This is a genomic window from Streptomyces angustmyceticus (genome assembly GCF_040701845.1).
In the GTDB taxonomy this organism is placed as follows: domain Bacteria; phylum Actinomycetota; class Actinomycetes; order Streptomycetales; family Streptomycetaceae; genus Streptomyces; species Streptomyces angustmyceticus_A.
Window position 1 is genome coordinate 54,782 of the sequence record NZ_JBFBHQ010000021.1, and the last position, 13,392, is coordinate 68,173.

A 13,392-nucleotide genomic window follows, 5' to 3' on the forward strand; every position below is an offset into this window, starting at 1 on the left:
GCCCGACGTCCTCGGGTGCATCGCTCACCCAACCATCGTTCCGGGCAGGGGTACGGGTGGCAAGTCGGCCTGTGCGAGGTGTGCGCGGGTCCTCGAGGAGGTGCACGGGCTCCCGAGTCGGACATCGCGGTGCCGGCGAAAATCCGCGGGCAGATACCGGCCACCGCGTCCGTCGGCCGTCGCACCGCGGTGCGGATGCCGGGCCGGCGTTCTCGCTGGACGGTAGCCGCCCGGCCGGGCCGCGGCGGCCCCGTCGGCCGTCCTTCGCGCCCGCCGGCAGCCGGAAAAGGCCCGCAGGCCGCCGGGACCGGACCGCGGCCACGGTGACGCAGACCACTAGCGAAACGCTTCCGTTTCGCTCGGGACGGCCCTATCTTCGAGGTGTACGAAACCGTTTCGTTCGCTTCCGCCGGTAGGGTGGCCGCGTTCGAACGGCCCGACCGAGAGGTATCTGTCATGGGACGCAGCCGGCTGACTCCCGAGCGGGAGACCGAGCTCTTCAACGCCGTGCTCGATCTGCTGCGCGAAGTCGGCTACGACGCGCTGACCATGGACGCCGTCGCCGCCCGTACCCGCTCCAGCAAGGCCACCCTCTACCGCCAGTGGCAGGGCAAGCCGGAGCTGGTCGCCCGGGCGCTGCGGCACTGCAAGCCGGTCAGCACCGCGGACGTCGACACCGGCAGCCTGCGCGGCGACTTCGCCGAACTGGTGCGCCGGGCCGACGACGAGGGGCAGGTGGAGAAGGACGCGGCCCTGATGCGGGGCCTGGGGATGGCCATCCACGGCAACCCCGATCTGCACCAGGCCCTGCGTGAAGTCCTCCTCGACCCCGAGGTGACCGGGCTGAACGCGATGCTGGCGCGGGCCATCGACCGCGGCGAGATCGCGGCCGACTGCCCCGCTCTCGCCTTCGCCCCGCACATGCTCGTCGGCGCGCTCATCGCCCGGCAGCTCATCGAGGACCGCAGCGCCGACGCCGCGTTCCTCGCCTCCTACCTCGACGCCGTGGTCCTCCCCGCCCTCGGCGTCTGACCCCACCCGCCCGACTTCCCTCCATCCGAGTCCTCGTACCCGGCACGCCGCTCTCGTCGCCGGGGCGATGACGCACGCCTTCACACACCCCTCATCCGACGGGAGCACCCGGTCTCGTGGCCACTTTCCTCTACAAACTCGGACGCTTCGCCTTCCGGCGACGTCGCTTCGTCGCCCTGATATGGATCGCCCTGCTGGCCGTCGCCGGCGTCGGGGCGGCCACCGCCTCCGCGCCCGCCGCGGACTCCCTCGCCATCCCCGGCACCGAGGCCCAGCGCGCCTTCGACCTCCTCGACCAGCGCTTCCCCGGCACGAACGCCGACGGCGCCACGGCCCGGGTGGTCTTCCGGGCCCCGGCCGGCGAGACCATGAAGGACCCGGCGAACAAGGCGGCCGTCGAACGCACCGTCCACGCCCTGCAATCGGGCTCCTCGCAGGTCGACCGGGTCGCCGACCCGTACACCGCCAGGGCCCTGAGCAAGGACGGGCGCACCGCCTACGCCCAGGTCTCCTACAAGGTCACCGGCTTCGAGCTGACCGATGCCTCCAAGGACGCCCTGGAGGACGCGGCGAAGGAGGGCCGGGACGCCGGGCTGACCGTCGAGACCGGCGGCAACGCCCTGCAGGCCATCCCCGAGACCGGCGCCACCGAGGTCATCGGCATCGCGATCTCCGCGGTGGTCCTCGTCATCACCTTCGGCGCGCTGATCGCGGCCGGACTGCCGCTGGTGACCGCGCTGATCGGCGTCGGCATCGGCGTCTCCACCATCACCGCGCTGAGCAGCACGCTCGACCTCTCCAGCACCACCTCGACGCTGGCCACCATGATCGGCCTCGCCGTCGGCATCGACTACGCCCTGTTCATCGTCTCCCGCTACCGCGCCGAGGTCACCGAGGGCAGCGAGCGCGAGGAGGCCGCCGGACGCGCGGTGGGCACCGCGGGCTCCGCGGTCGTCTTCGCCGGGCTGACCGTGGTGATCGCGCTGGTCGGCCTCGCCGTCGTCAACATCCCGATGCTGACGAAGATGGGCCTGGCCGCGGCCGGCACCGTCGTCGTCGCCGTCCTGATCGCGCTCACCCTCATCCCGGCGCTGCTGGGCTTCGCGGGGAAGCGGGTGCTGCCCCGCAAGGCCCGCAAGGACCGGGAGAGCGCCGCGGCCGGCGAGCCGCACGGCCGGCACGCCACCACCGCCGAGCGGCCCAACATGGGCACCCGCTGGGCGCGGTTCGTGCTGCGCCGCCCGGTCACCGTGCTCCTCGCGGCCGTGGTCGCCCTGGGCGCCGTCGCCGTCCCCGCGTCCTCGCTGGAGCTGGGCCTGCCGGACGACGGCTCGCAGCCCACCGACACCACCCAGCGCAAGGCGTACGACCTGCTGACGGACGGCTTCGGCGCCGGCTTCAACGGCCCGCTGATGCTGGTCGTCGACGGCCGCGACGCCCACGCCGGGCAGAGCACCAAGTCCGCCGCCGCGCGGGTGGCGAAGGAGGTCGGCGCGCTGGACGACGTCGCCGTCCTCACCCCGCCCACCTTCAACAAGGCCGGCGACACCGCGATGCTGAACGTCGTCCCGAAGTCCAAGCCCAGCAGCGGCGCCACCGAGGACCTGGTGCACGACATCCGGTCGAAGGCGACCGGCATCGCCCGGGACACCGGAGCGAAGACCCTGGTCACCGGCACCACCGCGATGAACGTCGATGTCTCGCAGAAGCTCAACGACGCGCTGATGCCCTACCTGGCGCTGGTCGTCGGACTGGCCTTCCTGCTCCTGATGGTGGTCTTCCGCTCGGTGCTCGTCCCGCTCAAGGCGGCCCTCGGCTTCCTGCTGTCGGTGGTGGCGGCGCTCGGTGCGGTCGTCGCGGTCTTCCAGTGGGGCTGGCTGGGCGACGTGTTCGGCGTCGAGCAGACCGGACCGATCATGAGCATGATGCCGATCTTCATGGTGGGCGTGGTCTTCGGCCTGGCGATGGACTACGAGGTCTTCCTCGTCACGCGGATGCGCGAGGCCTTCGTCCACGGCGAGCGGCCGGGGGAGGCCGTGGTCACCGGCTTCCGGCACGGAGCGCGCGTGGTCACCGCCGCCGCGGTCATCATGATCAGCGTCTTCGCCGGCTTCATCGGCTCCACCGACGCGATGATCAAGATGATCGGCTTCGGCCTCGCCGTCGCCGTCTTCTTCGACGCCTTCCTGGTCCGGATGGCCGTCGTCCCCGCGGTCCTGGCGCTGCTGGGCCGGTCCGCCTGGTGGCTCCCCGGCGGGCTCCAGAAGATCCTGCCGAACGTCGACGTCGAGGGCGAGGGCCTGCGCGAGCGGCTCGGCGCCGACGCCGGCGGACCGGACGGGCGCACCGCCCGTGAACCGGAGCGCGTCTGACCGACCGCCACCGCACCGGCCGCCCGGCCGGTGCACCCAGACCTCCGGGAGCCGCTGTGAGCGGAGCGGCTCCCGGAGCCGGCGCCGGCCCGTGGGGACGGGGAGCGGCGCACCAAGGGCCCGGCGACGGCTTCCCGTGGGGACGGGGACCGTCGCCGGGCCGCGCGCCCGCCCGGGCCCGGCGGCACGGGGCGGCCGGGCCCGGGGGAGAGCGGCGGATCCCGGGGCGCACCGCGCGGCCGGATGCGGCGCGCTCCGCCCATTCGCCCCCATGCGCCCCCCGGCGCCGGAGGTACGCAGGGGACCCGCCTTTACGGTCGCCGCGGCCGTTCCGCATGATGGGCGCTCTTGCAAGTTATTTGCAGGAGACACCACCATTGGTGGGCTGCGGAGCCTGAAGCGGAGAAACCTGAGATGCACGTACCCGATGGATTCATCAATGCGCCGGTGTCGGCGGCGGCCGGTGCGGTCGCCGCCGCCGCGGTCGCGGTCAGCCTGCGCGGAGCCCGGCGCGAGCTGGCGGGTGCGGGCGCGGGCGGCGCCGCGGGCGCGGAGCGGACGGCACCGCTGGCCGGACTGGTCGCCGCGTTCATCTTCGCCGTGCAGATGCTGAACTTCCCGGTCGCCGCGGGCACCAGCGGGCACCTGCTGGGCGGCGCGCTGGCGGCGATACTCGTCGGCCCGTACACCGGTGTGCTGTGCGTCTCCGTCGTGCTGCTCATGCAGGGCGTGCTCTTCGCCGACGGCGGGCTGACCGCGCTGGGCGTGAACATCACCGACATGGCGATCGTCACGACCGTGGTCGCCTACGGTCTGTTCCGCGGGCTGGTGAAGGTGCTGCCCCGGCGGCGCCGCTCGATCACCGTGGCCTCCTTCACCGCCGCGCTGATCTCGGTCCCGGCGGCCGCGGTGGCCTTCACCGCCATGTACGCGCTCGGCGGCACCGCGGACGTGCCGATCGGCAAGGTCTTCACCGCCATGGTGGGCGTCCACGTCCTCATCGGCATCGGCGAGGCCGCGATCACCGCCCTGACCGTCGGCGCCGTGATCGCCGTGCGCCCCGACCTGGTCCACGGCGCACGCGGCCTGGCCAAGCCCCTGGAGCTGCGCACCTCACCGCTGGCCGCCCCCGCCGGCGAGCCCGCACCGGCCGCCGCCCCCGCTGCCGCCCCGGCCCCTGCCGCGCCCCGGCGCTCCACCCGCCGTGTCTGGCTCGCCGGACTCGCCGCCGCCCTGGTGTGCGCGGGCGGCATCAGCTACTACGCCTCCGCCAGCCCCGACGGCCTGGAGAAGGTCGCCCACGACCAGGGCATCGACGCCAAGACCCGGGACCACGCCGCCAAGGACTCCCCGCTCGCCGACTACAGCGTCAAGGACATCACCAACGCGCGCCTGGCCGGCGGCCTCGCCGGGATCATCGGCGTCGGCGCGACGCTCGCCGTGGGAACGGGCGTGTTCGTCGTCCTGCGGCGCCGCCGGAACGACGGCGGCGGGCAGCCGGACGCCGGCGACCGGCGCCCGTCCGAGAGCGTCTGAGATGGGCGCCGGCCATGCGCACAAGCTCTACCGGCACGGGCACTCACCGGTCCACGCCCTGCCCGCGCACTGCAAGATCGCCGCGGTCTTCTGCTTCGTCCTCGTCGTCGTCTCCACCCCGCGCGAGGCCGTCTGGGCCTTCGGGCTCTACGCACTGCTGATCGCGGCCGCCGCGGCGGCCGCGCGGATCCCGGCCGGCTTCCTGCTCAAGCGGCTGCTGATCGAGGTGCCGTTCGTCGCCTTCGCCCTGCTGATGCCGTTCGTCGCCGAGGGCCCGCGCACCGAGGTCCTCGGGATGAGCCTGAGCGCGTCCGGGCTGTGGGGCGCCTGGAACATCCTCGCCAAGGGCACGCTGGGCGTCGCCGCGTCCGTGCTGCTCGCCGCCACCACCGAACTGCGCGAACTCCTGCTGGGCCTGCAGCGGCTCCGGATGCCGCCGCTCCTCGTCCAGATCGCCTCCTTCATGATCCGCTACGGCGATGTGATCACCGACGAGATGCGGCGGATGCGGATCGCCCGGCTCTCCCGCGGCTTCGAGGCGCGCGGCATCCGCCACTGGGGCGTGCTCGCCAAGTCGGCCGGCGCGCTGTTCATCCGCTCCTACGAGCGCGGCGAGCGGGTCCACCTCGCCATGGTCAGCCGCGGCTACACCGGCACCATGCCCCGGCTCGCCGAGACCACCGCCACCCGCACACAATGGACCCGCGCGGCCGCCCTCCCGCTCGCCGCGCTCGCCGTCTGCCTCCTGGGATGGACCCTTTGAGCACCACCGCACCCGCCCCCTCCCTCGCCGTCTCCCGGCTCGCCTACGCCTACCCCGACGGCCACCAGGCGCTCTTCGGCGTCGACCTGACCGTCGGCCGCGGCGAGCGGGTCGCGCTGCTCGGGCCCAACGGCGCCGGCAAGACCACGCTCGTCCTGCACCTCAACGGCATCCTCGAAGCGGGCGCCGGCACCGTCGAGATCGCCGGCCTCCCGGTCGGCAAGGAGCACCTCGCGGAGATCCGCCGCCGGGTCGGCATCGTCTTCCAGGACCCCGACGACCAGCTGTTCATGCCCACCGTCCGCGAGGACGTCGCCTTCGGGCCCGCCTCCGCGGGGCTGCGCGGCGACGCACTGGACGAGCGGGTCACCGAAGCGCTCACCCGGGTCGGCATGGCGGACTTCGCCGACCGGCCGCCGCACCACCTCTCCTTCGGGCAGCGCCGCCGGGTCGCCGTCGCGACGGTGCTGGCGATGCGGCCGGAGATCCTCGTCCTCGACGAGCCGTCCTCCAACCTCGACCCGGCCTCCCGCCGCGAACTCGCCGACATCCTGCGCTCGTTGGACGTCACCGTCCTGATGGTCACCCACGACCTGCCCTACGCACTGGAGCTGTGCCCGCGGTCCGTCGTGCTCTCCGGAGGCGTGATCGTCGCCGACGGCACCACCCAGCAGCTGCTGTGCGACGAGGAACTGATGCGCACCCACCGGCTGGAACTCCCCTTCGGCTTCGACCCGCGCTCGGTCGACGTCCCGCTGTGACCCGCCGCTGAGCCGCCCCCGCCGTCGCCGCGACCGGCCCGTGTGACGAACACCACGGGCCGCTGTCCTGGTCATCAGCACTGATCCGCGCGTTGCACCATGGATGGGTCACGAAAGCGGCGGATGAGCGGGAAGCAGGAATCAGTGGTGGACGTCCAGGGCACGGTCGAGGACGGCTTCGAGCCGGTCCGGGACGCCTTCATGGCCAACTTCGCCCGGCGCGGCGAGCGGGGGGCGGCCGTCGCCGTCTACCGGCACGGGCACAAGGTCGTCGACCTGTGGGGCGGCACCAGGGACGGCGACGCCGGCAAGCACGCGGCGGGCGCGGCCCCCTGGGAGGCCGGCACCGCCCAGGTGATCCGCTCCGCGACCAAGGGCATCGCCGCCCTCGTCCCGCTGCTCCTGCACCAGCGCGGACAGCTCGACCTCGACGCGCCCGTCGGCACCTACTGGCCGGAGTTCAAGGCCGCCGGCAAGGAACGCGTCCTCGTCCGCCACCTGCTCTCGCACCGCGCCGGCCTCCCCGCCCTGGACACCCCGCTCACCCCCGGCCAGGCCATCGACGGCGTCAGCGGCCCCGCCGCACTCGCCGCCCAGGCACCCTTCTGGGAACCCGGCACCGACCACGGCTACCACGCACAGACCTACAGCTGGCTCATCGGCGAGCTGGTGCTGCGGGTCACCGGCCGCACCCTCGGCAGCTGGATCGCCGAGGAGATAGCCGGGCCGCTCGGCCTCGACCTGTGGATCGGCCTGCCCGAGGCCGAGCAGTCCCGCGTCGGCCGGCTGGCCCCCGTCGAGCCGCCCGCTGTGCCCGCCGCGTCGGGCCTGCGGGTACGCCCCAAGCCGTCCGTCGCCGACGCGTACGCCGACCCGGACTCGCTCACCAGCCGCGCCTTCGCCGCGATCACCCCGGCGCCCGACGAGAACGACCCCGCCTACCGGGCCGCCGAACTGCCCGCCTCCGCCGGCATCGCCACCGCCCGCTCGCTGGCCCGCTGCTACGCCGCGCTCATCGGCCCCGTCGACGACCGCCCCCGGCTCTTCGCGCCCGCCACGCTCACCCTCGCCCGCACCGAGGAGTCCGCCGGCCTCGACCGCACCCTCCTCGTCCACACCCGCTTCGGCCTGGGCTTCATGCTCCACGGCCCCGCCTCACCGCTGCTGGCCCCCGGCTCCTTCGGCCACCCCGGCCGCGGCGGCGCCCTCGCCTGCGCCGCCCCGGAGACGGGGCTCGCGTTCGGCTACGTCACGAATGGGATGCAGCGGAATGTGACGGCGGATCCTCGTGCGCAGGCGCTTCTGCGTGCGGTTTCCCACGTTGCCGGGTGAGCCGCCGTTTTTCTTTCTGTTGTTCTTTCCCGCCTTCGGCGGGAGCGGGGTGGGTTGTGTGGGGTGGGGCCCTGCTCGGTGGGGGTGGCGGGTTCGGGGCCTGCGGGGTGGGTGTTCGGACTGCTTCGCTTTACGTCCGAACACCCACCCCTCCGGCCCCGCCCCCTCCCGTCGGTTGTGGGCTCCACCCCGGTGGGGGTGCAGGAGAAGACCAAAGACCAGTAGCTCGGCCCGCGCCACGATGGGGGCCGAGCTACTGGTCTTTGAAGACCTTCACCCCTACCGGGCGGGGGTCGCCGTCCGGGCGGGAGGTGGTGGGCCGGAGGGGCCTGGGTGGTGGACGTAAAGCGAAGCAGTCCACCACCCAGGCCCCGGAGGCCCGCCACCGGCACCCACCACGAACAGCAAGCGGCCCCCGCCCAAACACCCCCCCGCCGGAGGCGACACGGCACACTGCAACAGACGCACGGCGGCGGATCACCCGACACCGGGGGCGAACAGATGCAACGCTTCGAGGGGTACAGCGCCCTGATCACCGGCGCGGGCCGGGGAATCGGTGCGGCGACCGCGCGGCGGCTGGCCGCGGAAGGGGCCCGGGTGCTGGTCACGGACCTCGACGGGGCCCGCGCAGAGCGAGTGGCGGCCGGCATCGTCGAGGCCGGCGGAACGGCCGAGGCGATGGCGTGCGACGTGGGGGACCGCGCGGCCGTGGACGCGGCCGTGGCCCGTGCGGTGGAGCGGTTCGGGGGACTGGACGTGCTGGTCAACAACGCCTGCCGGTGCCATCCGGACACCCCGTTGTTCGAGGACGAGCCGGACGAGGAGTGGGCGGCGGACCTCGACATCACGCTCGGCGGCGCCTTCCGGTGCGCGCGGGCCGCGCTGCCGCATCTGGCGGCGGCCGGCGGGCGCGGCGCGATCGTCAACATCGGGTCGGTCAACGGCATCCAGGATTTCGGCAATCACGCCTACAGCGCGGCCAAGGCGGGCCTGGCGAGCCTGACCCGTACGCTCTCCGGCCGGGCCGCCCCGCGCGGCGTACGGGTCAACCTGGTCGCCCCGGGGACCGTCGACACCCCCAACTGGGCGGGGCACGAGGAGGGGCTGCGGCGGGCGGCCGCGGCGTACCCGCTGGGGCGGGTCGGGCGGCCGGAGGACATCGCGGCGGCGGTGGCCTATCTGGCCTCGTCGGATGCCGCGTGGGTGACGGGGGTCACGCTGCCGGTGGACGGCGGGGTGCTGGTCGCCAACGGGGAGTTGGTCCGGGCGCTGCGGGGTGAGTGAGGGCGGCCCGCCGCCGGGGCGGGCGGCCCGGCGGCGTCCGCCCGTTGCCGGGTACGGCGTCCCGGCACCCGGCCGCAAGGGAACGGTCGGTCCGGTGCACGAAGTGCACACGGCGCACGAGGAGCACGAAGAGGGAGTCCGATGAAGATCGTGATACCCGGCGGGACCGGTCAGGTGGGCAGGATCCTGCACCGTGCGCTGACCGCGGCGGGGCATGAGGTCGTCGTCCTGACCCGGCATCCGGTGCGGGACGGGGAGGTGCGGTGGGACGGTGCGACGCGGGGACCCTGGGCGGCGGCGGTCGACGGCAGTGACGTCGTGATCAACCTGGCCGGGCGGAGCGTCAGTTGCCGCTACACCCCGGACAACCTCCGGGAGATGATGGCCTCGCGGGTGGACTCCGCCCGCGTCGTGGGGGAGGCGATCGCGGCCGCCGACCGGCCTCCGAAGGTATGGCTGCAGATGAGCACCGCCACCGTCTACGCCCACCGCTTCGACGCCCCGCACGACGAGGCGACCGGTGTGGTCGGGGGAACGGAGCCCGGTGTTCCGGGCTACTGGGCGTACAGCGTCGAGATCGCCAAGGCCTGGGAGCGGGCGCAGGAGGAGGCCGAGACCCCGGGCACCCGTAAGGTCGCGCTGCGTTCCGCCATGGTGATGAGCCCCGATCGCGGCGGCGTGTTCGACGTGCTGCTGTGGCTGGCGCGGCTCGGGCTCGGCGGTCCGGTCGCGGGCGGGGCGCAGTACGTGTCCTGGATCCATGACCGTGACTTCGTCCGCGCGGTCGAGTTCCTGGTCGGGAGCGATCTCCGCGGGCCGGTGAATCTCGCCGCGCCCGGCCCGCTGCCGCAGCGCGCGTTCATGCGGGCGCTGCGGGCCGCCTGGGGTGTCCCGGTGGGCCTGCCGGCTACGAAGTGGATGGCCGAGCTGGGCGCGTTCGCGCTGCGCTCCGACACCGAACTCCTGCTCAAGAGCCGCCGCGTGGTGCCCGGCCGCCTGCTCGACGCGGGTTTCGCCTTCGATCACGGCGAGTGGCGGGGGGCCGCGGACGACCTGGTGCGGCGGGTGCGCGCGGCACGGGCCGGCACCTGAGCCGGCCCGTGCCGCCCGCTCAGCCGGTGTGGAGCATCAGGCCGATGCCGATGACCATCAGGCCGGCCGCGGCGATCCGGGGGGCGCCGAAGCGTTCCTTGAAGAAGACGGCACCGATGGCGGCGCCGACGATGATGGACGACTCGCGCAGGGCGGCGATGGGGGCGAGGGGCGCGCGGGTCTGCGCCCACAGGACCAGGCCGTAGGCGAAGACGGAGAGCACGCCGCCGGCCAGGCCGCGCAGGGCGAAGGGGCGCAGCTCGGTGAGGAGCCGGCGGCGGCGGGTGGCCAGCGCGTAGCCGGGGATGACGACGCCTTCGAAGACCATCAGCCAGGCGATGTAGCCGAGGGGGGTGCCGGAGGCGCGGACGCCCAGGCCGTCGACGGTGGTGTACGAGGCGATGGCCAGGCCGGTGGCGAGCGCGGCGATGATGGCCGGCCAGTGGGGGCGCTTTCCCGAGCCGCGGATGCCCCACAGGGCGACGCCGACCAGGCCCGCCGAGGCCAGTGCCACGCCGGCCAGGGCCCAGCCGTCGGGGACCTCATGGACGAAGACGGCGGCCAGGACCGTGACGACCAGGGGCGCGGTGCCGCGGGCGATGGGGTACATCTGGCCGAACTCGCCCAGCCGGAACGACTGCATGAGCAGGACCTGGTAGACGATGTGCAGCACCGCGGAGGCCAGCAGGAAGGGCCAGGCGCCGGCGGCGGGCAGCGGGGTGACGGTGGCCATGGCCAGGCCGCAGAGCGCACCGCCGCCGCCGACCAGGGTGAAGGCCAGGAGCTGGTCGCGGATGCCGTGGGCGATGGCGTTCCAGCTGGCGTGGGTGACGGCGGCCAGCAGGACCGCCGCGACGACGAGCGGGGTCACGCGGTGCGCTCGCGCACGTCGGCGACCCGGGCCCCGGCGTACTCGATCAGGGCCGCGGGGGCGAGCGGGAAGACGGTGTGCGGGGTGCCGGCGGCGGCCCAGACGGTGTCGTGCGCGAGCAGTCCGCGGTCGGCCAGGACGCGGGTGCGGGTGCGGTGCCCGAAGGGCGGTACGCCGCCGATGGCGTAGCCGGTGGTCTCGCGGACGAGGGCGGCGTCGGCGCGGCCGACGGCGGTGGCGCCGAGCTCGGCCCGCACCCGCTCCACGTCCACGCGGGCGGCGCCGTCCACCAAGACCAGGACCGGCTCGCGGTCCGCGGTGAAGATCAGCGACTTGACGATCTGGCCGAGGTCGCAGCCGACGGCCGCGGCCGCCTCGGCGGCGGTGCGGGTGGCCTCGGGGAAGCCGCGGACCTCGACGGCCAGTCCCAGTGCGGTGAGCGCTTCGGCGAAGCGGGGGTGAGCCGTTGCGTGGGGGGTTTCCGGGGTGGTGCCGGACCGGGAATCGCTCATGGCCCGCACGCTAGCGAAAGCTGTACGGGCCATGCGAACGAAATCCGCTCGGTGAGACGAGAGGCACCCCGGCGGGCGCCCCGCCGCGTCAGCCGGCGGTGAGGATGGCGCGGACCACCGGGCCCGCGTTGGAGCCGCCGTGGCCGCTCGCCGGGACGACGGCCGCCGCGGCGAGGTCGTCGCGGTAGGCGGAGAACCAGGCGTTGGGCTTCTTCTGGTTGTCGACCTCGGCGGAGCCGGTCTTGGCGCCGATGTCACCGCTGACCCCGGCCATCGCCTCGGCGGCCGTGCCGGAGGTCGCCGTCAGCTTCATCAGCGACTTCAGGCCGCTGAGGGTGGACGGCTTCATCGTGCGGGCGGCCTTGGCGAGCGTGCGGTGGTCCAGCTGCGGCGAGACGATGTACGGCTGGTGGAAGGAGCCGGCCCGGACCGTCGCGGAGAGCGAGGCGACGTTGAGCGGGTTCATCCGCACCCCGCCCTGGCCGATCAGCGAGGCCGCCATCTGCGCGTCGTGCTGCACGGGCACCGCGCCGTCGAAGGTGGGGATGCCGGTCTGCCAGTTCAGGCCGATGCCGAAGACGTCCCGGGCCTCGTTGGTCAGGTCGTCGTCGCGGAGGTCCTTGGCGTGCGAGATGAAGGCGTTGTTGCAGGACGCGGCGAAGCTCTGGGCGAACGTGCCGTCCTTGATCTCGGACTTGTTGAGGTTCTGGAACTTCCAGCCGCCCACGGTCACGTACTTGGGGCAGGGGTTCTTCTTGCCGGGCGAGGTCAGGCCCTTGTCCATCAGCAGCGCCGAGGTCACGATCTTCATGGTCGAGCCGGGGGCGAGCGACCCCTGGGTGGCCATGTTGAAGCCCTTTTCCGGGGAGTTGGCGAGCGCCAGGATCTCGCCGGTGCTGGGCTTGACCGCGGCCGCCGAAGCGGACTTCTTGCCCTTGACCGCCCGTTCGGCCGCCGCCTGCAGCTTGGCGTCCAGCGTGGTCCTGAGCGTGCCCGGGGTGCCCTTGGACAGCACCTTCAGCGTCTTGTCGGGCAGCTGGTCGGCGGGCTTGGCGCTCTTGGCGCGGTGGATGAACAGCTCCACGCCCGGCTTGCCGTCGGTCTTGGCGCCGTACTTGTCGCGCAGGCTGTCCAGCACCCCGGCCAGCGCCGGATGCGCCTCGGGCGTCAGCGCGGCGCCGTTGCGGTCCACGGCCTTGATCGGCGGTGCCTCGGCCTCGCCCGTCTGCAGCTGGTCGCCCTTGGCGAGCCCCGGGTGCAGCATCGCGGGCTGCCAGGCGATCCGCGGCTTGCCGGTGCTCTTGTCGCGCTCCACGGTCGTGGCGGTGCGGTACGAGTAGGCCGCCTTGGTGCCCTTGTAGTCGATCTGCGCGGCGACGCCGTAGGGCACCTTGTCGCCCGACGGCGTGCCCGGCGTGAGCGCCACCTTCGAGAAGCGTGCCTGCTTGGCGAGGGATTCCAGGGCGGCCTTGCACTTCGCCGGGTCGTCCGTCAGCCCGGCCGCCTTGGCCGCGTCGCCGGACTGCCAGGCGGTCAGGAAGTCCTGTGTCGTCGTGCGGACTTCCTTGGCCGACAGGGGGCCGGTCTTCACCTCGGGCTTGTTGCCGCCGTCCTTGGCGTCCGCCGACCTGACCTCCTGCGGAGACTCGTCCGAGCCCCCGAACAGCGTGAAGCCGCCCACGACTCCCGCCACCAGGGCCACCGATCCGCCGATCAGCCCGTACTTCACCTCACGGCGCATGCCACCGATTCCCTCCCAGAGTCTCGTTCTTGAATACGCACACAAGAACGTGCCTCGCACTCTAAGGGACACGGGGAGGCCGCGAGTCTCGATCAG

At 73.6% G+C, this 13,392-nt stretch carries 11 protein-coding genes; 8 read left to right on the forward strand and 3 right to left on the reverse strand.

The window, feature by feature from the left end; all coding sequences use genetic code 11:
• Positions 1-456 precede the first annotated feature (456 nt).
• The 8 genes from AB0411_RS29425 (at position 457) to AB0411_RS29460 (ending at position 10,172) form a co-directional block, all read left to right on the forward strand.
• On the forward strand, positions 457-1,032 hold the full coding sequence (locus AB0411_RS29425) for a TetR/AcrR family transcriptional regulator (RefSeq protein WP_366420310.1): 576 nt from the start codon (positions 457-459) through the stop codon (positions 1,030-1,032).
• Positions 1,033-1,148: 116 nt separating this feature from the next.
• Complete coding sequence (locus tag AB0411_RS29430) at positions 1,149-3,404, forward strand: MMPL family transporter (RefSeq protein WP_366420311.1); 2,256 nt, start codon at positions 1,149-1,151, stop codon at positions 3,402-3,404.
• Between the two features lie 414 nt (positions 3,405-3,818).
• On the forward strand, positions 3,819-4,940 hold the full coding sequence (locus AB0411_RS29435; RefSeq protein WP_366420312.1) for an energy-coupling factor ABC transporter permease: 1,122 nt from the start codon (positions 3,819-3,821) through the stop codon (positions 4,938-4,940).
• 1 nt (position 4,941) lies between these two features.
• Positions 4,942-5,703 carry a cobalt ECF transporter T component CbiQ gene (gene cbiQ, locus AB0411_RS29440; RefSeq protein ID WP_366420313.1) on the forward strand — a complete coding sequence of 254 codons (762 nt, stop codon included), beginning with the start codon at positions 4,942-4,944 and terminating at the stop codon, positions 5,701-5,703.
• Positions 5,691-6,464 (forward strand): energy-coupling factor ABC transporter ATP-binding protein, encoded by a 774-nt coding sequence (locus AB0411_RS29445; RefSeq protein WP_260639178.1) that lies wholly within the window; start codon positions 5,691-5,693, stop codon positions 6,462-6,464. Before cbiQ ends, AB0411_RS29445 begins: the two co-directional genes overlap by 13 nt.
• A gap of 123 nt (positions 6,465-6,587) precedes the next feature.
• Positions 6,588-7,796, forward strand: a complete 1,209-nt coding sequence (locus AB0411_RS29450) for a serine hydrolase domain-containing protein (RefSeq protein WP_366420314.1) — start codon at positions 6,588-6,590, stop codon at positions 7,794-7,796.
• 501 nt (positions 7,797-8,297) lie between these two features.
• Positions 8,298-9,080 (forward strand): SDR family NAD(P)-dependent oxidoreductase, encoded by a 783-nt coding sequence (locus tag AB0411_RS29455; protein WP_366420315.1) that lies wholly within the window; start codon positions 8,298-8,300, stop codon positions 9,078-9,080.
• 141 nt (positions 9,081-9,221) lie between these two features.
• The gene (locus AB0411_RS29460; protein ID WP_366420316.1) at positions 9,222-10,172 is read left to right on the forward strand and encodes a TIGR01777 family oxidoreductase; all 951 of its coding nucleotides are present in this window, start codon (positions 9,222-9,224) and stop codon (positions 10,170-10,172) included.
• A gap of 19 nt (positions 10,173-10,191) precedes the next feature.
• Here the strand turns inward: AB0411_RS29460 and AB0411_RS29465 are convergent, their stop codons facing one another.
• From AB0411_RS29465 to AB0411_RS29475, 3 genes are all read right to left on the reverse strand, one after another.
• Entirely contained in the window at positions 10,192-11,043 is an 852-nt protein-coding gene (locus tag AB0411_RS29465; protein ID WP_366420317.1) for an EamA family transporter, read from the reverse strand.
• Positions 11,040-11,555 carry a YbaK/EbsC family protein gene (locus AB0411_RS29470; protein WP_366420318.1) on the reverse strand — a complete coding sequence of 172 codons (516 nt, stop codon included), beginning with the start codon at positions 11,553-11,555 and terminating at the stop codon, positions 11,040-11,042. The genes AB0411_RS29465 and AB0411_RS29470 overlap by 4 nt, the downstream gene beginning before the upstream one ends.
• A gap of 88 nt (positions 11,556-11,643) precedes the next feature.
• The gene (locus AB0411_RS29475) at positions 11,644-13,296 is read right to left on the reverse strand and encodes a penicillin-binding transpeptidase domain-containing protein (protein ID WP_366420319.1); all 1,653 of its coding nucleotides are present in this window, start codon (positions 13,294-13,296) and stop codon (positions 11,644-11,646) included.
• Positions 13,297-13,392 lie beyond the last annotated feature (96 nt).